This window comes from Zobellia alginiliquefaciens (assembly GCF_029323795.1).
In the GTDB taxonomy this organism is placed as follows: Bacteria; Bacteroidota; Bacteroidia; order Flavobacteriales; family Flavobacteriaceae; genus Zobellia; species Zobellia alginiliquefaciens.
In genome coordinates this window covers 3921268-3944870 of record NZ_CP119758.1, presented here as the reverse complement: position 1 = coordinate 3944870, position 23603 = coordinate 3921268, and the positions used below count along the sequence as shown (strand labels likewise).

Sequence of the window (23603 nt, the reverse complement as noted above, 5' to 3'; positions counted from 1 at the left end):
TCCACACTTAAGACTTAAATACACAATCAGATGAAAAAAATAATTAATACCCCAAATGCCCCAGCACCTATAGGTCCTTACAACCAAGCCATCCTTAGCGGAGATACTTTATATATTTCCGGTCAAATTCCTATTGACGTAGCCACTGGAAAACTAATTGAAGGTGATATTAAAAAAGAGACACGCCAGTCTATGGAAAATTTAAAGGCCATCCTTACCGAAGCGGATATGACTTTTGAAAATGTTGTTAAAAGCTCAATTTTCTTAAACGACATGAATCAATTTACAGATGTAAATGAAGTCTATGGGGCCTATTTTGATAGTGAGACCGCTCCTGCCAGAGAGACAGTAGAAGTTGCCAATCTACCAAAATTCGTAAATGTAGAAATTTCAATGATAGCTGTACGCTAAATTAAAACGGGCCTTGATGTGATAATCAAGGCCCGTTTTATTAATATAGAAAACTAAATTTAGATGGTTTCCGCATGAAACTCCATCAAACCTTCTATTGGTCTTTGTCTTATGACACCAACAATTAAATCGTTACGTTCCAGTACCGTAATAAGCTCATCACGCAAGTAATGTGCAATACTACCTACAAAGTTAATTGGCACCTTGGTAGCTAGCTCAAACTGCATAATATAGTTGTTAACGAACTGCTGGAAGCCTTTGTCTATAACCCCTTTACAATACGGATGATTCTTATTCTCTACTAAAAACCTGGCAAAGGTTGCCAAATAGGTATTTGGATTGGGCTGCTTATACAGGTTCTCTTTTATCACATCGGCATCTAAGTCATGCTCTTTAGCGAATCTTATACCTAAGTCTTGAGGCATTTTATGAAAGTAGTAATCCCTAATTAGTTTTCTACCAAAAAAGTTACCACTGCCATCATCCATTGGTATATATCCCAATGAAGTTACCTTCTGAAACAACTGGTGCCCATCATAATAACTACAGTTAGAGCCTGTACCTAAGATACACACAATACCTTGATGCCCTATTTTTGTGGTGGAAAAAATAGCCGCATAAGTATCCTCCCTAACATCTGCCTTTGCATTCGGAAAAAAGTCCTTGAAAATATCTCTCAGAAAATTTTTCATACGCTCCGTACCACATCCGGCACCATAAAAATGTAACCGAGTAACCTTCTCTTTATTTTTAGAAAGTTCAAAATTATTGGCCAATCTATCTTCTATAACCTCCCTCGTTAATACTTCGGGACTCAAACCTAATGTTTGGGTCATAAACAACTGATTTCCCTTTTCATCCAAGGCAATCCAATCCGATTTTGTGGCACCACTATCTACAATTAAAATCATAATGTTCGTTTAAAAAAATAATCCTGAAAATAAGCAAAATTTTGCCCACTCTCAGGATTACAATTAGTAATATTCAAAAAAATTACAAACTAGCAACGTGCTGAGCTAAATCTACCATTTTGTTAGAGAAACCAGCCTCATTATCATACCAGCAAATTAATTTGAAGAACTTAGAGTTTAGTTCAATACCGGCACCGGCATCAAAAATACTCGTACGTTTATCACTTACGAAATCCTGAGAAACAACAGCTTCTTCAGTATAACCTAAAACACCGCTCAACTCCCCTTCAGAAGCAGCTTTAAATGCTTTTTTGATTTCTTCGTAAGAAGTTTCTTTTTCTAGACGGACCGTTAAATCCACTACAGAAACATCAGCAGTAGGAACTCTAAATGCCATACCCGTAAGTTTTCCTTCTAATGCAGGAATTACTTTAGTTACCGCTTTAGCTGCACCCGTAGACGCAGGAATAATATTTAACATTGCACTTCTACCACCTCTCCAGTCTTTCTTAGAAGGACCATCAACAGTCATTTGTGTTGCTGTAGTAGCATGAACCGTAGTCATCAATGCTTCCTCAATACCAAAGTTATCATTCAATACCTTAGCCATTGGAGCTAAACAATTGGTAGTACAAGAGGCATTGGAAACAATTGTATTAGAAGCTTTAACTTCCTTATGGTTAACACCCATAACGAACATTGGCGCATCTTTAGAAGGAGCAGAAATAACTACCTTTTTAGCACCACCATCAATATGGTATTGAGCCATTTCCAAAGTAGTGAAGATACCAGTACATTCAGCAACTATTTCAGCGCCAACAGCATCCCATTTAATACTTTTTGGGTCACGTTCTGCAGTAATTCTTACTGTTTTTCCATTGACGATCAAGTTACCATCTTGAATATCAACAGTACCATCAAATTTACCGTGTACCGAATCGTACTTTAAAAGGTAAGCTAAGTGCTCAACATCCAACAAATCGTTGATTGCCACTACATCTACACCTTCTCTTCTTACAGTTTCCCTAAAAACCAATCTTCCGATACGGCCGAATCCGTTAATCCCTATTTTTAAATCTGACATGCTCTATTGTTTTGAATTAAATTATGTTGTCATTATTTCCGATACTCTAATAAGCTCCTTATCTATTTTAGTATGCCCTTTTATAGCCTTACTGATAGGAGTTAATATAATTTTGTTGTTCTGAATACCAACCATAAAATTGGTCTGACCTTCCAACAAACTTTCCACAGCTTTTACGCCCATTCTACTTGCCAAGACCCTGTCATAACAAGATGGGGAACCACCACGCTGCATATGCCCTAGTACGGACACCCTTACATCATATATTGGCAAATGTTCCTCTACATATTCCTTAAGCTCAAAAACGCTTTTTCCGATTTTATCACCTTCGGCAACTACTACGATACTGGAGGATTTTCCCGATTTTTTGCTTCGTTTTAAAGACTCAAGCAAACGCTCAAGGCCACGGTTAGCCTCAGGAATTAGAATTTCTTCCGCTCCTGCACCAACACCTACGTTTAATGCAATATGACCTACATCCCTACCCATAACCTCTACAAAGAAAAGTCGGTTATGCGAACTAGCTGTATCCCTAATTTTATCAATTACATCCACAACGGTATTCATGGCCGTATCAAAGCCCACCGTATTGGATGTTCCAAATATATCATTGTCTATTGTACCAGGTATACCTATTATAGGAAAATGATATTCTTGATTGAATACCATTGCTCCGGTAAAACTGCCATCTCCGCCAATTACAACAAAAGCATCTATGCCTTCTGCCTGTAACTGTTCGTAGGCCTTTTTCCTGCCTTCTGGAGTTCTAAAGTCGTCACAACGTGCAGATTTAAGAATGGTCCCACCCTTATTGATGATGTTGTTAACGCTTCTTGCGTCCATTGGCTTAAAATCCCCTTCTATCATGCCCTGGTATCCTCTATAGATACCTACGCAATCTACTTTCATGTAGGCACAAGTTCTAACCACGGAGCGTATTGCTGCATTCATACCGGGGGAATCTCCTCCTGAGGTCAAAACACCTATTTTCTTTATTTCTGAAGCCATTAAAAAAAACTAAGTCGCAAAACTAACAAACTTATTTGAATTCCAACTGTCTTATCCTTCTAATTTAACGTCATGATAACTTAGCTCACATTTTCTTAGTTTTTTCTTTAAATTATAACAAACTTACACTTGTAAGCCCCTATATATTGAGAATGCCACAAAATGAGGTTTTACCCAAAACTATAACGTTTTCGTAAGTTTTTAGTGATTTTAGTATGACGGAACAACCCCATTTACCGTCGAAGTCTGGGGCTCATTTATCACATAAACAGTTTTAGTTTAACCGTTTATCCTTTGGGTAAAATCGCAATAGACTATCCTTACCCATTACAGCACTTGGCACTTCCTTGGGGTCCGGAAGTTTTTCTTTAGGTTCTTCTTTTTTCAAAAGATTTTTAAAAAGCTCCCTAAAACTGTTAAAATCTACCTCATAAGAGATACCTACACCCTGAGTATACCCTAATCTATCCGCTAAATATTCCTGAATTTCATTCTCCCGGTTGAAAAACTTGGCACTTAAAGTCCCTTCCTCGTTCAATAACAGCTGAATTTCAAAATTACCAGCAACAACGGTTTCCGTAGTTCCACCTACCGGAACCCCTACTTTACCATTAAAAAGTAAACGATCACTAATTTGGGTGGAGACGGTTACCCCTATTCTGTTTTCTGTCTGATAATCCGCACTTCTATCCAAAATACCCTGCTCATAGGATAATCCAAGATTGAATTTATCATTATTCCCTAAAACCTGATTCAACAGCCCCGAAGCGGACTGTAACAAGTTACCCGTTACCGCTTGTTGGTCAATACCGGTTTGGTCATTTACAAAAGAACCCTGTGCCAATAAAAACAGTGCATTCTTTTCCTCTACGGTAGGATCCTGTAGCCTATATTCCAACTCTGATTGCACAATGGAATTTGTTCCCGGAAAATCAATATTAAACTCAATATCCGGGCTTTCAAGGTCATCCGTTAGCTTAATTACCACCTCTGTTGCTATTCGCCTTGTGTACCCTGGATTATCCAGTAGCGGCGCTGGATTGGCATTTAATGCATAAACTGCCTCTAAATCCAAAGTTGCTTTTAGCGGTTCTCGATCCCAAACAATGGTACCACCGGGCTGTACTTGAAAAGTTTTATTGATTACACCGCCAAATTTATAATTGTACTGCCCTTCTACTACTACAAAATCACCGTACATTTCAAAAGCACCCCGTGTATTGATACGGATTAACAAAATACCAACACCACTTCCTTTTAACGAACTTCCTGTTTTGGTATCCGTTACAATTTCAACCTCCGCATCTGGCGTAACATCTAAATCAAATGTGAGTTCCAACCCCTGAAATTCATCAAGAATACGCTCTTCTTCAACGTGGTTTAACTGATTCTTTTCTACAAAATTTATGAATGAATAATCCCCTACCGACGCCACATCGCTCAGCGGAATTTTCAAAGAAGTACCCCTTGCCGTTTTTCCTTCAACCTTTATATTCAAAGCCTTTGTTGGCCCAAATATCCTTCCTTTTCCATCTAAATAACCCGTACCATAATACAGAACCTCTTCCTCAAAATCTGTATTCAATATTAAAAGACGGTCATTCTTGGTGTCTACATTTAAATCTAGGACCCAATTATCAAAAAAGGAATGAGAGATAGTCCCATCTAATGTTGCTTTGGTTTTCTTATCTACATCGGTAATTTTAATCTGATCAAAATCAAACGTTTGCTTATCCAAATTCACTCTTGAATTAGCGGCAAAATTATAATTCACATTCAAATAAGGTATGCCCAGTCCAGCTTTGTCCAACGAAAGGACACCACTAAAATCAGGATTATCTACCGGTCCTTGAATGCGCGCATTACCACTAACAAAACCTCTAATATTATTTATAACATCCTCACCCAAGGGCGCAAATGGCTCTAAATCAAACTTATCTAAGCTAACAAGTAAATTACTGGTAGGAATATCCCCTTTGTTACTCACATTACCCACCACGCTCAACTTCTCAACCCCCTTGTCCGTAATTTGCGAATTAACTGCAAATTCAGTCAAATCCTTATTCCCAACAATGCCTACGGTGAGGTCCCCCAAGCGCATATCATTGATTGAAAAATCCTCTACGGCCAAATTAGAAGATGGCAAATAAATATTATCTTTTTGCAAAATGTTCAAGGTTCCGTTCACCTCACCTTGCAATTTAAGACTGTCTATAGCCGGGGTTATCTTATTAAGGGAAACTATTTTAAACTGCAGCTGCAAGTCTTTATATGTAGAATCTGCCAATTGCCCTTTTAACCTGATCTGCTCTTGCTCGCTATTGTTCATTACAATCTCACGAATATCTATACTATCTAACGTACGGTTAATAACCACTTTGTTCTTATTGTCCCCGTCTTTATTAAGAACCCATTTGTTCCCTTTAAAGTTTACGTCAGATGTCTTTAAACCGATTACAGACTTATTGTCCTTGTTAAACGTATGATAAAAATTAAGGTTATAACTATCGTTGAGCTCACTACCTCCTTTAAATTCCGTCCTAAAAAACAGCGTATCCTTTAAAGTGGTATTAATTAGGTTGAAATCTTTTACATCATAATAGTTGGTAGAAAGATCGCTCACCGAAATATAGGTATTGAAGAGCGGATTCTTATTATCGATTTTAACATCAATATTATCGGCCTCATTACCAAAAGCGACTATACTTGGCGATTTAAAATTGAGTTTAAAATCGCCTTCATCTGCTACAATCCTGCCTTTTATAAAGGTATTAGGGTCAAACTTTACTTCTGGAAAGAAAACATCTACAATTTTATTGTAGATTTTAAAATTGAATGCAAGGGTCTGCCCGTCAGAAATTTGAAAAGGCCTGTAATTGGTATAAATACTACCTAAGGAGTTCTGGACCAAACGGCCTAACTCCTTTACCTTAAACCTACCTTTTAAATAGCCCGTAATAATATCTGGTGAGTTGATATCTATGACCCGAATATTATTATTCTCAAAAGTAGAGGACACCTTAAAATCTTCAAAATAGTAGATATCATTCTTATTTTGGAATATAGTTTTAGTAAATTTTACGTCTCCGACCAGATTATCAAGGGTATTACCCGTAATATCCATATTTACGTTTCCCTTAAATATGGAAATGCTATCGTTTATGAAATTTAATTTATTAAGGTCTGCATAATCAACAGAAGCAATAAAGTTGAAATTGTTTCTCGCCTCCCCAAAATCAGCAAGTCCTTTAAAACTAAACTGTATGTTTTCATCATTACTTAAAAGCGTACCGTCAAACAATTGCTCCTTTAAAATTCCCGAAACCTTTAAATCATTGTATTCGTAATCATTGAATTCTATAGCGTACACCTCCCCTATCACTTCCGTATTCAGGGTTTCCTGCACAAATCCCTGCCCTTCTACATTAAAATCCAAAGTTGTCTTCCCAAGCTGTTTATTATCCGTAAAATCGCCGAGGTCAAAATCAATTAGAGAAACGAAACCTTTATAGGTTGCATTATCTATATTATTAATGTCAGAAAGCTCAAGATCCGCATAGCTACTACCAATTGCCGTATTTAGATTTACCTTGGCATCTATAGAGTTTTCAGTCACTACGGTATTGCCCCGTATAGTAAACTGTCCTAATTTCTGAAACGAAGAAGGTAACGATTTACCCAGAATATTAGGCATTAACGAACGTAACTCATAATAACTAGAGGTTACATTTTTCATATCGGCCCGCATGATAAACGGCTGTTTTCTAACGAATAGATTTTTAAAATTAAAATCGCCCCTTATTCCCGTATTATCAGACTGTAGAAAAAGTTCCTTTGTATCCAGATCGTTTAATACACCACTCACTTTTGAAGAAAAATTGACCGTTTTTCCCTTTCCAAATTGATTATACAGTAGGTTTATCTCATCAAAAGCAACCTCAGACTCAACAAATTCGGCATTTAGATTCACCTTATTCAAGAAATCGGCAAAATCTTTTCGCTCATAATCAAAAACCAAATCTCCCTTTAAATGAGAACCAACCGTCTGTATTCGCAAGGAATCAAAACGCATCTGTTGTTTGGTATACTTAAAGTCCGTGGACATCTGCTCAACGTTGATACCACGCTGACTATTAAAGGCCATTGTATTGATATCCGCAGACACCTGAGGGCCTAAAATTTGAAAATCCGATGCGGCAATATTCAGCTCTTTAAAATCCAGTAAAAGTTCATTTTCAAAATTTTCATCTATCAAACGAAAGGTACTATTTGAAATCTCCACATCTGAAGACGAAAAAAAGAAAGGATCTGTACCCGGTTTTCGTGGCTGGCCATCATCAAACTTATCTATAAATACCTCTAAGTTGGTATTTCTATTATCTAAATAAGTTTTCAACTTAAAATCGAGCTCGTCAATTTTAATATCACCAAACTCCAGTTTTCCCTTGCTCAGATTCCGAACACTCAGAATTGAAGTAGTAAGTCTGTTAACGTAAAAAAGTGTGTCTTTTTGGTAATCTTCAATATAAACACCCTCAAGGTTCGTATCCCAAGTAATCAGGGATATACGTAGTTTATCTATATTAATATTTGTTCCAAAATCTTTGTTTAGGCTATCAGTGGCATATTTGGCAAAACTTGTTTGAACGAACGGCAAAGAAAGTATGACCGTACCCAAAATACAGATCAGCACGATCACCATCATGGCTCTAATCAGTATTTTTCTAAGTTTTTTGATAGATCTTTATGTTTTACCTTTGCGACGTCAACTTTTATTCCAAACTCGGTGAAAAACGAAACTATTTATATTCTTGCTATTGAATCTTCTTGCGACGACACATCCGCTGCTATTTTAAGCAACAAAAAAGTGCTCAGTAATGTTACGGCCACTCAAAAGATTCACGAGGAATATGGGGGTGTCGTTCCTGAACTTGCCTCACGGGCTCACCAACAAAACATTGTTCCGGTAGTACACCAAGCTTTGAATAAAGCAAATATCGACAAAAAACTAGTATCTGCCATAGCTTTTACACGCGGTCCAGGATTGATGGGGTCACTTCTTGTGGGCACCTCTTTCGCCAAGTCTCTTTCTTTGGGTCTCAACATCCCATTGATCGAAGTAAACCACATGCAAGCCCACATCTTGGCGCATTTCATTGAAGGGCAACCAGATGGCGCTCCAGAATTCCCTTTTTTAGCCATGACCATTAGCGGTGGACACACTCAAATTGTGCTGGTTAAAGACCATTTTGACATGGGAATTTTAGGGGAAACACTAGATGATGCAGTAGGCGAAGCTTATGATAAAAGTGCAAAAATTTTAGGTTTACCCTATCCCGGTGGACCATTGGTAGACAAATATGCACAAGAGGGAAACCCTAAGGCCTTTCTCTTCCCCAAACCAAAGGTGGATGGCCTAAACTTTAGTTTCAGCGGATTAAAAACGAGCATTTTATATTTTGTTCAAAAAGAAACCGCCAAGAACCCAAACTTTGTTGTAGAAAACCTGAACGACATCTGCGCATCCATTCAAAAAACGATTGTTCATATTTTAATGGATAAGCTCAAAAAAGCGGTAGAACAGACAGGAATTACCCAAATAGCCATAGGAGGCGGTGTCAGTGCCAATTCCGGAATTAGAAACGCACTGAAAATGGCAGAAAAAAATAGAGGTTGGAAAACGTTTATTCCTAAGTTTGAATATTGCACGGACAATGCAGGTATGATCGGCATTGTAGGTCATTTAAAATATAAACAAAACCAATTCACCAAGCAAGATGTTACCGCAAAGGCACGATATGTTCTGTCTTCCAAATAACATTGGTTAATATTTATCACGTCATATTGTGAACCGTAACCGTTCAAAATTGTTTATACCTTTGTGCTATGCAACTATTTTACAATCCAGATTTAGACAAGAGTGTTTCGCAGTTTACTTTCTCACAAGAAGAAAGTAGGCACATTGTAAAAGTACTCCGTAAAAAGGAAGGCGATGTACTGCACATCACCAATGGAAAAGGCTATATTTTTGAGTCCGAAATTTTATTTGCCGACCAAAAAAAATGTAAAGCCCAAATTATTTCTACAAAGAAAAAACACGCCAAGGCACATTGGCTTCATATAGTAGTAGCCCCCACCAAAAATAACGATCGTTTTGAATGGTTTTTAGAAAAAGCTACCGAAATAGGAGTAGATGAAATCACACCCGTCTTTTGCGATAGATCAGAGCGAAAAATCATAAAAAAAGAACGGTTGGAAAAGGTAATTCAATCTGCTATGAAACAAAGTTTACGCAGCTATTTACCAAAATTAAACGAAGCCATACCCTTCAAGGATTTCATTGAAAAAGAACAACTAGGGCTTCTTTTCATTGGGCATTGTGAAGAAGAGGAAAAAGTTGATTTAAAACGTAGAGTTGCACCTGATCAAGACATAACCATTCTTATTGGTCCGGAAGGTGATTTTTCCCAAAATGAAATTAAAACTGCCTATGAGAAAGGTTTTTTACCCGTTTCCCTAGGCGAGTACCGTCTTCGTACTGAAACTGCGGCAATTGTAGCCTGCACTACGGTAAATATGATCAATAACGGTTAATAATTTCCGATTTCATTTTACTATTGCTTGCTTTAGGCTTTTCCTAATTTTAGAACGTATTGTAACATCGCCGTGCAAAACAATACACATAAGAGCAATTCGTATCCCCATCATAATTCATACATTTGATTTATGGTTATTCAGTTTGATTACAAATGAAACAACTTTCGTATTTTGTTATTATCCTCACCCTAGCATTAGCACAGGTTCAGGCACAAGAAGTTGCTATTTTAAAATATAATGGCGGCGGGGATTGGTATGCGAACCCCACGGCACTACCCAATCTAATTCGGTTTTGTAATGAAAATGCCGGTACTGAAATAAATGAGAAACCTCAAACCGTAGAAGTGGGTAGCAGTACTATTTTTCAATATCCGTTTTTACACATGACAGGACACGGTAATGTAGTTTTTTCCGATGAAGAAGCGGAAAATCTAAGAACCTACCTGTTTTCCGGTGGTTTTTTACATATTGATGACAATTACGGCATGGCCCCTTACCTAAAAAAAGCGCTAGAAAAGGTATTCCCTAACAGTACTTTAGAAGAGCTAGGTAGTGACCATCCTATTTTTAAAGAAATTTACAAGTTTCCCGATGGATTACCTAAAATCCATGAGCACGACGGAAAAAGACCTCAAGCTTTGGGTGTTTTTCAAGAAAACCGACTCGTACTGTTATTCACTACAGAAAGTGATTTGGGTGATGGCTGGGAAGACCCATCCGTACATAATGACCCTGAAGAAATTAGAACAAAAGCACTACAAATGGGTGCCAATATAATGACCTATGCCTTTAAAAATTAGTGAAAGACAAAAACCAAATTACTAATGGACGCAAAAACAATTAGCCAAGGTATTCTACGCTCAGTAGGCATTATACTTGGTGTAGCGCTATTACTTTACTTTTTATGGATGATACAATCCGTAATTGCATATTTAGCTATTGCAGCGGTAATCGCCCTAATAGGGAGACCCGTTGTATTTTTCCTTAGACGTAAATTAAAAGTGCCCAACACCTTGGCAGTTATAATTACAATGGTCCTAATGGTAGGTATCTTAGCCGGGATTATAGCCCTTTTTGTACCCTTACTTACCGAACAAGGTAAAAACCTTTCTTTACTAGACATAAATCAACTGGAACAAAACCTAGACTCCTTACATGATCAAATTGTGAATTTCATAGGAACCGCACCTAACGTGGTTGACGAAATTATTGAAGAAACGGACTTTGAAAAGACCATTGTAGATAGTTTAAACATTGGTTTTATCCCCAATTTTCTTAATTCATTTTTAAATGTATTAAGTACAGCCAGTATTGGTCTGTTTTCTGTTCTTTTCATCTCTTTCTTTTTCTTAAAGGATAGCAACCTTTTTCAAAGTGGAATCTTGGCTTTCGTAAACGAGAGTAACGAAAAACGAACCATTCATTCTATAAATAAAATCAATAATCTTCTTTCCAGATATTTTGTTGGTTTACTACTTCAGATTTTTATTTTGTTCGTAATCTATACCATAACATTGCTCATCGTAGGTATTGAAAATGCCATTGTAATTGCCTTCTTATGTGCCTTGTTCAATATCATTCCTTATGTAGGTCCGATCATTGGTGGAGTCATCATGATCGTGCTTACAATGACAAGTAATTTGGGTATGGATTTTAGCACTGTAATTTTACCAAAAGCAGGCTATGTTTTAATAGGATTATTAGTAGGACAGTTAGTGGATAATTTCTTTTCTCAACCCCTAATTTTTTCGAATAGCGTAAAGTCTCATCCGCTTGAAATTTTCTTAATAATAATTATCGCAGGATTACTCTTTGGGGTAGTAGGAATGATAGTTGCCGTACCCGGATACACCGCAATTAAGGTGATTCTGAAGGAGTTTCTATCCGAAAATAAGCTGGTTAAATCACTTACCAAAAGTTTATAGTTTTAGTTTGAATAAAAATATATTACATACTGGTGTACAGAAATTTATAATAAAAAATAAGAGTACTGACATCATGTCAGTTTTACTCAAAAAACCTATTTTTACCAATGTTTCCAATAGTGAGCTGGTAGAACAGCTCGAAGCACGTAAAAAATCAGAAAAAAAACTACCAACTTGGTTTTCTGCCAGCAATATCTACTACCCCAACAAATTAAATATTGAGCAAACTTCTTCCGAAATTACAGCCAAATATAAAGCGGATTTAGTCAGTGGAAAATCCCTTGTAGATGTTACTGGAGGACTAGGTATTGACAGCTATTTTTTCAGCAAGAAAACAGATCAAGTTCATCACTGTGAACTAGACCCAAATCTATCTGAAATTGCAGCTCATAATTTTAAAATTTTGGAAGCCATCAACGTAACATCGCATGCGCAAAATGGCTTGGACTTTATAAAGAATTCTAAGACCAATTTTGATTGGATTTATATTGACCCATCCAGAAGAGACGATTTAAAACAACGTGTTTTTTTACTCTCGGATTGTCTACCCAATGTTGTCGAAAATTTGGATTTATTATTCTCCAAATCCGATAAAATTCTTATAAAAACAGCTCCCTTATTAGATATTTCCGCAGGAATAAATGAACTGAATCACATTAAGGAAATACATATAATTGCCATAAATAATGATGTAAAAGAATTACTATGGGTTTTACAAAAAGGGTATCATGGAGGCATTTCTATAAAAACAATAAATAAAAGCGCTCAAAACAATCAAACCTTTGATTTTTCCCTTAATTCCGAAAAAGAAGTGGTTTCCGAGTTCTCGGAACCATTAACCTACCTCTACGAACCCAATGCAGCCATCCTCAAATCAGGAGCGTTTAAAATCATTGGTCAAGTAAAGCAATTAAAGAAACTACATACAAATACCCATTTATACACTTCGGACAGCCTGATCGATTTCCCTGGTCGCAGGTTTATAATTGAAGACATCCTACCCTACAATAAATCGGCTTTAAAAAAAGCAGGAATCAAGAACGCAAACATAACTACAAGGAACTTTCCTGAAAGCGTAGCTACCATTAGAAAGAAGATGAAAATCAAAGATGGCGGCGAAAATTATCTCTTTTTCATTAGAAATCTTGACGAAAACGTTATAGTTCTACAGTGCAAAAAGGTCAAATTTTAACACTTGCCATTAAATTTTTGTGTTAATCTTTAATTTTTTTTTCAGAAAAACTAAACATGTTTACAACATATGAAGCATTGGCTAAAACACCCCTAATTGTTCGTATTAGACACAATATCAACGTAAACATAGTCCTACAAAAATTTATGCGCGACATCCATGCAACATTTTTACCATTGCCCTGATGATACGCTTACAAAAATAACCTGCATCCTATTTTTTACATATTTATATAATTGTTACATTTATTTTTTGTTTTTCTTAACATTCGGCAAGAAAAATAAGGATTTAATAAACTAACAAACAACACTCACACTATGAACCAAAAACGCGATTACAAATCGTTAAGGTCCAAGAGCAAAATTTCCACACTAGGAATTGGACTTTTCTCAATGATGATTTGTGCTGGGCCACAAACGGCCTTTGCAAATTCAAGTTCAGACCTCAAAATTGAGGTAAAGGACATTTTTCAAACAACAATTACCGGAACGGTGTTAGACTCTGGAGGTCTTCCGTTACCGGGAGCCAATGTAATAGTTAAAGGAACTACTACGGGCACACAAACAGATTTTGATGGTAATTACACCATAAATGCAGATGAAGGATCTGTTTTGGTCTTTAGCTACATCGGGTTTAAAAACCAAGAAGTAACTTTAGATGGCCAAACTACTGTAGACGTTACTATGGTAGAAGATGCTGCTGCATTAGAGGAGGTAATAGTTACAGGGTACTCTACACAAACTAGAGGAGATCTAACAGGTTCTGTTGGAAGCGTAGATATTTCAGAAGCCACCAAAGCTCCTATAGTGAACGCGGCAGAAGCGTTACAAGGTAGAGTTTCCGGGGTTACCATAACCAACAATGGATCACCAGGCTCATCTCCAACCGTAAGAATCAGGGGGTATGGTACTGGTAACAGTAACGATCCATTATATATTATTGATGGAGTGCAGACAGATGATGCCAGTATCTTAAACTCCATAAACCCTGCGGATATATCGCAAATGAACGTACTTAAAGATGGTGCGGCAGCTATATATGGAGCAAGGGCTTCTAACGGTGTTGTGATTATTACTACCAGAGGTGGTGGTTATAATATGGATACGGCAAGGGTCTCGGTTGACACCTATACTGGTTTTTCAACCGCCACAAACTTACCGGAGCTACTAGACACAGAGCAGCATGGAGCAATGATATTCCAGAGTATTAGGAATGACGGTGGTATCCCATCACATGCACAGTATGGTAGCGGAAGAAATCCCGTGACACCGGAAACTTTACAAAGAACCCCGGACGGAATTTCCGCAACTGTAAAACCAAATGGAGGAACAGACTGGCTAGATGAGATATACAGAACTGCAATTACTCAAAATGCCTCTATAACCCTTGAAAACGGAAATGAAAAATCTAAATTCTTGTTTTCAGCTAGCTATTTAAACCGTCAGGGTATTCAGATCGCTACTGGTTTTAAAAGGGGATCCACTCGATTGAATTCAGAATTCAAAATTGGTGATCGTATTAAAATAGGACAACACGCTAATATCTCTTTTGACAGAAAGAGCGGAGGTCAATCTTGGTTTAACTTTGCAACCAGAATGTCTCCATTAGTTCCTGTCTATGATGACGCAGGGGCTTACGCAGGTAACTATAGCAATGACACAGGACTCTCTAATCCTAACAACCCGGTTGCCGAAGCAAATAGGCAAGCAGATAATTTTGAAAAATCTTTCAGAGTTTTTGGTGATATATATGCAACACTCGACATAATTGATGGATTACAATTCAAAACTTCTATTGGTGGATCAATTAAAGCATACAATGATAGACGTTTTAGAGCTTTGATTCCTGAGTCTTCTGAGCCCATTGCCACAAACACCCTAGAAGAACGTGATTACGATAATTACGAATGGGTATGGAACAATACGTTAAGCTACAACAAATCTTTTGGTGAACACAGTATAAATGCTCTAGTAGGTATAGAAGCATTAAATGTTACATCAAAAGGTAAAGATATTTCAAGAACCGATTTTTTCTTCGAAACCCCTGAATACTATTTGTTAGAAAATGGTGGAGGCGCTGCAAACGTTGCAGAAGCCTATGACAATGCTTCTTCCCTATTTTCAGTTTTTGGTACTGCCAACTATAGCTACGGAGGTAAATATTTATTAACCGCTACTGTGCGTCAAGATAAATCTTCAAGATTCATCGGAGACAATAAAAGTGATATTTTCCCATCTTTCAGTGCAGGTTGGGTGGTTAGTAACGAAAATTTCTGGCCTGAAGATGGTCTCGTAAGTAGGTTAAAATTTAAAGGGTCATGGGGACAGTTAGGAAACCAAACATTACCTGTGGGCAACCCTACTTATAATATTTCTGTTTTAAGTGAACAATACGCCAATTACGGTTTTAATGGTAGTGGCGGTGTATCACAAGGTGCTATTTTAGAATCAGCAGGTAACCCAGATTTAAAATGGGAAACTAGTGAAACCACCAACTTTGGTATTGAACTTGGTTTCTTTGACAATAAATTAAGCCTTGGTGCGGAATACTTCATCATCAACACCAAAGATTTAATTAATCAAGATGGTAACTTATTTAGTTCTACATCAATTGCTTCAAATGCTCCCTATGTAAACCTTGGTTCTATAGAGAACAAAGGTATTGATGCTACTCTTAGCTTTGCAGATGAATTAAATTCAGGTTTCAGGTATGGTATTGACCTTAACTTCTCTAGTTACAAAAACGAGGTTACGGAGCTAATTAGCGCTTTTCAAGTAGGGTTTGATAACTTTAGAACAACGGGTGCTGTTACAAGAACACAAGAAGGGCAACCTATTTCTTCTTTTTATGGCAGAGTGGTTGATGGAATATTTGCTTCTGAGGCCGAAGTTAGTGCTAGTGCTGATCAAGGCTTTGCAACCCCTGCTGATGGTGTAGGTAGATTTAAGTATAGTGATTTAAATAACGACGGTACAATTGATGATGCAGATAGAACTTTCATAGGTTCTCCTCACCCAGATTTCACGTATGGTATTAACCTTACAATGGGTTATAAAGGTTTTGATCTGTCTGCCTTCTTACAGGGCTCTCAAGGAAATGACATTTTCAACAACGATAAAGTTTACACGGACCTTCCCACTTTCTTCAACGCTAATAGAAGCGTGAGAGTATTGGATTCATGGACACCAGATAATCTTGATGCTAGTTTACCGGCCCTTAGCCAAAGTATCACCAACAATGAAGGGTCTGCAAATTCATTTTTCGTAGAAGATGGTTCGTACATGAGAATGAAAAACCTTCAGATCGGTTACACATTTAATGATAAGATTTCTGGTTTATTAGGTATGGATAGTGTTAGATTCTATCTTCAAGGAACAAACCTATTCACTATTACTGGTTATGATGGTGTTGATCCAGAATTACAACCAAGATTTAAAGATGATGGTTCTATCGACAACCTTACAATTGGGGTATCCGATAACAACTATCCGTTAGCCTCAATTTATTCACTAGGTGTTAACTTAAAATTTTAAAAAATGAAAAAGAATATATTTTACTCAATAACACTCGCATGCGCTATGCTAGGTGCATGTAGTGACGACTTCACAGAAGTTGCCCCAACCGGAGCACTTTCGGACGAAGCCTTGCAAAATGCAACGGGCGTTGATTTGAAACTGACCGCGGCATACTCGGCAATGGATGGTGAACGCGTTAACCGACAAGGAGAAGGAGTTTCCACTGGTGGTGATAACTGGTGGACAGATGTAGTTGCTGATGATGCCCACAGAGGAAGTACCGATGGAGATAACACTGAATTATTTCAAATCGAGACCTTAGACTGGCAAACCGGTAACGGCTGGTTTTTAGGAAGGTGGAGTGCTCTATATGGTGGGGTCAATAGCGCAAACGCCGTATTGTCTTTAATTGCAACTATACCGGAAGGAGATTTTGCCCAACAATTTGGAGAAGCTTCTTTTTTAAGAGGATATTATAACTTTGAATTACAGAAATTTTACGGAAACCCTGCTTTTATTTCTGTTGAAAATCTTGATAATTTGGAATTCAACCAACCAAACCCAGGGCCGGTATGGTCTGAAATTGAAGCTGATTTTCAAGCTGCAATTGATAACCTAGGACCAGAAGTGGTTAATGGTAGAGCAAATTCTTGGGTTGCAAAAGCATTCCTAGGAAAAGCGTATTTGTATCAAGAAAAATGGGACGAAGCCTTTACTTTGTTAAACGAAGTTGCTATGGAAAGTCCATATTCCTTAAACCCTGAATACGTAAGCAACTTTAACTTCGCTGGAGAAAATAGCTCGGAATCAATGTTTGCCATACAGTTCGTCTCTGATGACGGACGTTCTTTTAATGGTAACGGTGCGGGAACTTTAAATTTTCCCGGTGGTGGTCCTTTAGGAACATGCTGTGGTTTTTACCAACCTACTCAAGATTTGGTAAATGCTTACCAAACAGATGGTAGCGGACAACCTTTGCTAGACACCTTTGCTAATACTGATGTAGCAAGTGACTACGGTATTGATAGTGCCGATGACTTTACCCCACACACCGGACCTTTAGATCCTAGGTTAGATTATACAGTGTCTAGAAGAGGTATTGACTATAATGGTTTTGGTCCAAATCCTGGAAAGGAATGGATAAGAGCTACTTTTAAAGATATCTCTGGACCTTATTTACCAAAAAAGAATGTATATCAAGCAGATGAAGTAGATGCTAACCGTGGTACAGGCGGCTGGGGGTCTGATTGGTCTGGGATCAATTACAACGTAATGCGTTTTGCTGATGTTTTGTTAATGGCTGCTGAAGCCGCTGTTGAAAAATCCACTCCAGATCTTTCTTTAGCACTTGAGTATGTAAATATGGTTAGAAACAGAGCGAAAAACATGACCTATGTTCAAAATGAAGCAGGTGATGGTCCTGCCGCTAATTACCAGATTGAGCCCTACGGAGCTTTTGCCGGCCAAGAATTTGCAAGAAAAGCGGTTCGTTTTGAACGTCGCTTGGAATTTGGTATGGAAGGTCACCGTTTATTCGACCTTAGAAGATGGGATGTTGCGGAACAGGTAATCAACACCTACATTGCCAATGAAGCAGAAGACCTTAACCAGTCCGATTATGGTTCTAAGTTTAAAACATACACGGAGAAACATGATTTATTCCCAATTCCTGTAAATGCAATTGACCAAAGTGGTGGCATTTTAGAGCAGAACCCTGGGTATTAATTAAAACTTTAAGCAATAAAAATCTTAACAAAATATAGACATGAATAATTTTCGAACTATAAGTATTGTTTTATCGATGCTCGCATTACTAGGACTCGGATCCTGTAATGACGATGATGTCGACGGGCTTGGCAGTGCCATCATTGGCCCGGGTACGGTTTATACAAGAATTAGTGCCAGTGGTAGCTTAACATCCTTGGATGCTGCCCTTAATACTGCTACAGGAGACCTACCCTCTACTTTAGAAGGTACTGGTCCCTTTACTGTATTTGCCCCCACCGATGGTGCATTTACTACGCTTGCGGAATCTCTTGGTTTTGAATCCAACGATGACAGATCCGCAACTGATGCTATGTTAGCGGATATAGATCCTACACTACTTTCACAGATATTAACATATCATGTAGTTCCTGGTAATCTAGAAGCCAGTTCATTATCAGATGGAGCAACACTAACCACTGTTCTAGGAGACGACCTTTCGGTAGTGGTTACAGCAGATGGAGATGTTCAGTTATTGGATGCTACTAAGCTAACACAAACCAACCCCGTATCTAACGTTTCCCAACCAAATGGTTATGCCGATAACGGTATTGTGCATTTTATTGATAAAGTTCTTTTACCACAGGGAGCAATTGAAGCTTTAAGTTTTGATACTAGACCTTCTATCCTAGAATGGGCAAAAGGTACAGAAGACTTAAGTCTATTTGCAATTGCCCTAGATACGGCAGGTTTGGCAGATGCAGTTGTAGAATTAGATACCGCAAGACTCCTAGCCCCTAACAATCAAGCTTTTGAGGATTTGTTTGCTGCATTGGGAAGTGACTACAACAGCTTTGAAGATTTTGATAATGATGTTGAAAAATCTTTGTTGGCAGATGTTCTTTCATATCATATATTAAAGCCTGTAGATGGGTCTATCGATTTAATGGCAGGAGCTGCCGAAACTCTTTTAGAAGATAACACTGTTGAAGTAACGGGGGCATCCGGAGGATTTGAGTTTGGAGATAGTACACCAATAACGGCTACTAGAGTTACCGCAGATATAGACGCTAAAAATGGCTTTGTAGATATAATTGACAAAGTACTTTTACCTCAGGCCGCATTAGATTTTATAGCATTGTTAGAATCTGACGATTTAGCAACTACAGTAGCCAGCACGCCTCAATTGAGCGTATTAGGGGAAGCCTTGGCTCAAACTGATTTAGTAAAAACCTTTGAGGACATGACCAATGTTCAAGATACTACGGCTACAAATTTCAGCTACCATATGCCTGCAACTGTATTTGCACCAACAGATGCAGCTTTTGCAGACCTATTTGATGCTTTTGGACCTGATTATACGAGTATAGCTAGTTTTGATACAGACGAAGAAAAGGAACTTCTTAGTGAAATACTTCTATATCATGTACTAGAAGGAAAAATAGCAAGTGAAGATTTAGAAGCGGGATCGGTAACCACAGTTTCCGAAAATGATATCGAAATCATTAGTGTTGTTGGCACTGAGAATTTTGTAATAGGTGATGCAACTAACGATGTAAATGCCAATATAACAACACCGGATGTTTTTGCAAGAAATGGTATTGCCCATATTATAGATAAGGTGTTACTACCAAAAAGTGCTATTGATTTTATTAATTCAATGGAGTAATAAAATTATTTTACCAAGACGTTGTTATCAAACGTCCATAACTACAAACCACCCTGTACCCTATGGCGTAGGGTGGTTTTTTATTAACACCTCTAAAAAGGTAATCTATTTATTTCCTACTGATTACTATGTATTTCTCTAAATTTGTTAACTACTTAATAGGATATTTTCGTAGTAGCTTATTTTATTACCTACCACAACACAAGTAAAAACACAATGAAAAAAATCATCTTCATTTCATTTATTACACTTATAGTACTTAGCTCTTGTGAGAAGAAAGCTGACACCCTGTTCACGCAAGTAAATTCTGACCATTCTAACATAACATTCAACAACACAATTGTTGAAACGGATAGTTTCAACATCCTTACCAGCGAATACATATTTAATGGTGGTGGTATCGCAGTTGGAGATTTCAACAACGATTCAAAACCAGATCTTTTTTTTACCGGGAATCAAGTAGCCAATAAACTTTACCTAAACCAAGGTGATTTTCAATTTAAGGACATTTCTAAAAAGGCAGGTATAGAAGCTATAAAATCTTGGAAAACCGGTGTGGCCGTAGTAGACATTAATAGTGATGGCTTTTTAGATGTATACGTTTGTGCGGCCATGTATACTAAACCAGAAGAAAAGACAAATATGCTTTTCGTAAATCAGGGGCTAAACCAAAATGGAGAACCTACATTTAAAGAATTAGCTAAAGAATATGGTATAGCCGATGCTGGCAACAGTATGAACGCTACGTTCTTTGACTATGACAAAGATGGGTTACTGGACCTTTATGTACTTAACAATGTAGACATTCATGAACTACCCTCTAATTACCGAGAAAAAATTACAGATGGTTCCGCATTGAGCAATGATAGACTATACAGAAATAACGGAGATAACACTTTTACCGATGTTACTTTAGAAGCTGGTATTACCATAGAAGGGTATGGTCTAGGCCTTGCTATTGCAGATTTAAATTATGATGGGTGGCCAGACATATATGTCAGTAACGACTACCTTACTAATGATATCCTGTATACCAATAATGGTGACGGAACTTTCTCTAACACCATAGATAAAGTTATAAAGCACCAAAGTAAGTTTTCTATGGGCTCTGATATTTCGGATTATAATAACGACGGTTTTTTGGATATCATTACCATAGACATGTTGGGAGAAACCAATTATAGACTTAAAACTACTGTCCGCGACAGCAGATATAATGATTATAACCTTAATGAGAAATTTGGCTATGGCTATCAATATATGAGAAATATGCTTCACGTGGGGCAAGGCTTGGATGTACCGTTTAGTGAAGTTGGGCTTATGGCGGGCGTATCACGGACGGACTGGAGCTGGTCTCCCCTATTTGTAGATGTTGATAACGACGGGGCCAAAGATTTACTTATTACAAATGGTTTCCCTCGCGATATTACGGACCTAGACTTTGGAGAGTTTAATTTTAATGTTCGCCGTTTCCTATCACCAAGTCAAATCTTAGACTCTATTCCTGTTGTCAAAATACCAAACTATAGTTACAAGAATGAAAAAAATGGTCTTTTTAGTGATGCTGGTAAAGAATGGGGACTAAATATTCCCTCTTTCTCTAATGGTGCTGTCTTTGCTGATTTAGATGGCGATGGAGATATGGATTATGTAGTGAACAACATTAATGAAGAGGCCTTTGTGTTTAAAAACAACCTTAACACAGGCAAAGAAAAAAAGAACAACTACGTTACAATAAAACTGCAGGGGCCAAGATCAAATGCTTCTGGTATAGGGGCTAAAATTGTAGTTCGCTCAGAAGACGGTTCTTTTCAATATCAAGAACATTATTTAACAAGAGGTTATATGTCCTCCGTCCAGGACATTGTTCATTTCGGCCTGGGCAACACTAAAAGTATTGCTTCAATAGAAGTAGTTTGGCCCGATGGAAAATTTCAGCAAATCAAAAATACGGAGGTAAACAAAAAAATAGATGTCAATTACGAAAATGCAAGCAGCTTAGAATTGAGTAAATTGAGTTTTCCTCTTATCCAAAAGGAGCTACCAACTATTTACAAAGAAGTTTCCAAAGCTGTAGGCATTGATTATGTTCATCAAGAACAAGACAAGGTAGATTATAATTTGCAACGCATCCTACCCCACAAACTTACACAGAACGGCCCATGTTTAGCCACTGGAGACATTAATGGAGATGGTACCGAAGACTTCATAGTTGGTAGTGCTTCTGGGTTTTCTCCTGTAATTTTTCTTCAAAACCAAGATGGGACTTTTGTAAAATCGCAATTATTTAAAGATGATAAAAACAAAGAGTTTGAAGAAGAAGGGATTGCATTGTTTGATTTAGAAAATGATGGCGACCTTGATCTTTACCTTGTTTCCGGAAGTAATGAGTTTGATAAAGAAAGTCCTTTTTATACAGATAGATTATTCATCAATGATGAATCCGGTAATTTTTCTATGACCACTGATAAAATGCCGAAAATTAACTCTAGTGGATCAGTTGTAAAAGCACATGATTTTGATGGTGATGGATTCGTTGACCTTTTTATTGGAGGAAGAACACCGTTTGCTAATTATCCACTCCCCGAAAACAGTTACCTTCTTAAAAATTCAGGAGGAACCTTAGAAAATGTTACTGACTCGTACTGTCCCCAACTCCATAAAATTGGTATGGTAACAGATGCTACTTGGGCAGATATGGACAAAGATGGATTGGCAGATCTAATAGTAACCGGAGAGTTTATGCCAATTACAATCTTTAAAAATGAGAAATCTAAATTTGTCAAATTTAAGGAAACCGGCCTTGACAGCTTAACAGGTTGGTGGGAAAGTATGGTAACCCATGATTTTGACAATGATGGCGATTTAGATTTAATTGTTGGGAATTTAGGTTCCAACAATATTTATCAACCTTCAAAAGACAGACCTGTTACTTTACTTTCTAAAGATTTTGACAACAACGGAACTGTAGACCCTGTTATGTTTGCATACATCAAAGACAATTTTAATGATCAAACATACCGGTCGTTCCCTATTAATTTTTGGGGTGATCTATCTGGTCAAAGTCCAATGTTTCGTGCAAAATTTGATTTTTACCGAGAATATGCAGAAACAACCCAAGCTGAATTATTTAGTCCAAAAGAATTAGAAGGCGCCTTAGAAATGAACGCTAACCATGATAAGACCAGCTATTTTGAGAACGTAGGGAATGGAGGATTCAAATACCATCAATTGCCCTTACAAGCTCAAGTTGCTCCTATAAACCGAATACTCACTACAGATTATGATGGAGATAATAATGCGGATTTGCTTATGATAGGCAACAATTATGGAAATGAAGTTTTTGTGGGTCGCTATGACGCATTTAATGGCGGGCTTCTAAAAGGTGATGGTACAGGTGATTTTAAATTTATAAATACATTAGAAAGCGGATTTAAAGTATCCGGAGACGCTAAGGATATGATTACGGTCAAAAATGCTAGTGGAGGCAATCCTTTTATTATCGTATCTCAAAACCGGGGAAAAATAAACGTATTTCAACAAAATTAAATCGTCTTAATTTTGAAAAAAATATCTTATAATCATTT

14 protein-coding genes are annotated in these 23603 nt (G+C 37.5%); 10 read left to right on the top strand and 4 right to left on the bottom strand.

Annotation, left to right across the window (positions count from 1 at the left end):
* Positions 1-30 precede the first annotated feature (30 nt).
* Entirely contained in the window at positions 31-411 is a 381-nt protein-coding gene (locus P0077_RS16240; RefSeq protein ID WP_276166258.1) for a RidA family protein, read from the top strand.
* Between the two features lie 59 nt (positions 412-470).
* On the opposite strand, the gene P0077_RS16235 is transcribed toward P0077_RS16240, so the two are convergent.
* The 4 genes from P0077_RS16235 to P0077_RS16220 all read right to left on the bottom strand — a co-directional run bounded on the left by P0077_RS16235 (position 471) and on the right by P0077_RS16220 (position 8119).
* Complete coding sequence (locus P0077_RS16235) at positions 471-1322, bottom strand: N-acetylglucosamine kinase (RefSeq protein ID WP_276166257.1); 852 nt, start codon at positions 1320-1322, stop codon at positions 471-473.
* An 82-nt stretch (positions 1323-1404) separates the two neighbouring features.
* Positions 1405-2406 (bottom strand): type I glyceraldehyde-3-phosphate dehydrogenase, encoded by a 1002-nt coding sequence (gene gap, locus P0077_RS16230; protein WP_276166256.1) that lies wholly within the window; start codon positions 2404-2406, stop codon positions 1405-1407.
* 21 nt (positions 2407-2427) lie between these two features.
* Positions 2428-3414, bottom strand: coding sequence for a 6-phosphofructokinase (gene pfkA / locus P0077_RS16225; RefSeq protein ID WP_194526833.1), 987 nt, complete (start codon positions 3412-3414; stop codon positions 2428-2430).
* Between the two features lie 274 nt (positions 3415-3688).
* Positions 3689-8119 (bottom strand): translocation/assembly module TamB domain-containing protein, encoded by a 4431-nt coding sequence (locus P0077_RS16220; RefSeq protein WP_276166255.1) that lies wholly within the window; start codon positions 8117-8119, stop codon positions 3689-3691.
* An 81-nt stretch (positions 8120-8200) separates the two neighbouring features.
* On the opposite strand from P0077_RS16220, the gene tsaD reads away from it, so the two are divergent.
* The 9 genes from tsaD to P0077_RS16175 all read left to right on the top strand — a co-directional run bounded on the left by tsaD (position 8201) and on the right by P0077_RS16175 (position 23565).
* A complete protein-coding gene (gene tsaD / locus P0077_RS16215) occupies positions 8201-9232 on the top strand; it encodes a tRNA (adenosine(37)-N6)-threonylcarbamoyltransferase complex transferase subunit TsaD (RefSeq protein WP_276166254.1) in 1032 nt (343 codons plus the stop codon).
* A 68-nt stretch (positions 9233-9300) separates the two neighbouring features.
* Positions 9301-10008: a 16S rRNA (uracil(1498)-N(3))-methyltransferase gene (locus P0077_RS16210; RefSeq protein WP_276166253.1), complete on the top strand. Its 708-nt coding sequence runs from the start codon at positions 9301-9303 to the stop codon at positions 10006-10008.
* A gap of 155 nt (positions 10009-10163) precedes the next feature.
* The gene (locus P0077_RS16205; RefSeq protein ID WP_276166252.1) at positions 10164-10811 is read left to right on the top strand and encodes a DUF4159 domain-containing protein; all 648 of its coding nucleotides are present in this window, start codon (positions 10164-10166) and stop codon (positions 10809-10811) included.
* A 24-nt stretch (positions 10812-10835) separates the two neighbouring features.
* Positions 10836-11936 carry an AI-2E family transporter gene (locus P0077_RS16200; RefSeq protein WP_276166251.1) on the top strand — a complete coding sequence of 367 codons (1101 nt, stop codon included), beginning with the start codon at positions 10836-10838 and terminating at the stop codon, positions 11934-11936.
* A gap of 73 nt (positions 11937-12009) precedes the next feature.
* Positions 12010-13128 (top strand): THUMP-like domain-containing protein, encoded by a 1119-nt coding sequence (locus tag P0077_RS16195; RefSeq protein WP_349292960.1) that lies wholly within the window; start codon positions 12010-12012, stop codon positions 13126-13128.
* A gap of 317 nt (positions 13129-13445) precedes the next feature.
* Positions 13446-16661, top strand: a complete 3216-nt coding sequence (locus tag P0077_RS16190) for a SusC/RagA family TonB-linked outer membrane protein (protein WP_276166249.1) — start codon at positions 13446-13448, stop codon at positions 16659-16661.
* Between the two features lie 3 nt (positions 16662-16664).
* Positions 16665-18368: a RagB/SusD family nutrient uptake outer membrane protein gene (locus tag P0077_RS16185; protein WP_276166248.1), complete on the top strand. Its 1704-nt coding sequence runs from the start codon at positions 16665-16667 to the stop codon at positions 18366-18368.
* 40 nt (positions 18369-18408) lie between these two features.
* Entirely contained in the window at positions 18409-20016 is a 1608-nt protein-coding gene (locus tag P0077_RS16180; protein ID WP_276166247.1) for a fasciclin domain-containing protein, read from the top strand.
* A 216-nt stretch (positions 20017-20232) separates the two neighbouring features.
* Positions 20233-23565: a VCBS repeat-containing protein gene (locus P0077_RS16175; protein WP_276166246.1), complete on the top strand. Its 3333-nt coding sequence runs from the start codon at positions 20233-20235 to the stop codon at positions 23563-23565.
* Positions 23566-23603: the final 38 nt, after the last annotated feature.

Bases quoted from the DNA above. Each gene is read 5' to 3' on its own strand.
- P0077_RS16240 (WP_276166258.1), top strand. From the start codon at position 31: ATGAAAAAAATAATTAATACCCCAAATGCCCCAGCACCTATAGGTCCT.
- P0077_RS16235 (WP_276166257.1), bottom strand. From the start codon at position 1,322: ATGATTTTAATTGTAGATAGTGGTGCCACAAAATCGGATTGGATTGCC.
- gap (WP_276166256.1), bottom strand. From the start codon at position 2,406: ATGTCAGATTTAAAAATAGGGATTAACGGATTCGGCCGTATCGGAAGA.
- pfkA (WP_194526833.1), bottom strand. From the start codon at position 3,414: ATGGCTTCAGAAATAAAGAAAATAGGTGTTTTGACCTCAGGAGGAGAT.
- P0077_RS16220 (WP_276166255.1), bottom strand. From the start codon at position 8,119: ATGATGGTGATCGTGCTGATCTGTATTTTGGGTACGGTCATACTTTCT.
- P0077_RS16210 (WP_276166253.1), top strand. From the start codon at position 9,301: ATGCAACTATTTTACAATCCAGATTTAGACAAGAGTGTTTCGCAGTTT.
- P0077_RS16205 (WP_276166252.1), top strand. From the start codon at position 10,164: ATGAAACAACTTTCGTATTTTGTTATTATCCTCACCCTAGCATTAGCA.
- P0077_RS16200 (WP_276166251.1), top strand. From the start codon at position 10,836: ATGGACGCAAAAACAATTAGCCAAGGTATTCTACGCTCAGTAGGCATT.
- P0077_RS16195 (WP_349292960.1), top strand. From the start codon at position 12,010: ATGTCAGTTTTACTCAAAAAACCTATTTTTACCAATGTTTCCAATAGT.
- P0077_RS16190 (WP_276166249.1), top strand. From the start codon at position 13,446: ATGAACCAAAAACGCGATTACAAATCGTTAAGGTCCAAGAGCAAAATT.
- P0077_RS16185 (WP_276166248.1), top strand. From the start codon at position 16,665: ATGAAAAAGAATATATTTTACTCAATAACACTCGCATGCGCTATGCTA.
- P0077_RS16180 (WP_276166247.1), top strand. From the start codon at position 18,409: ATGAATAATTTTCGAACTATAAGTATTGTTTTATCGATGCTCGCATTA.
- P0077_RS16175 (WP_276166246.1), top strand. From the start codon at position 20,233: ATGAAAAAAATCATCTTCATTTCATTTATTACACTTATAGTACTTAGC.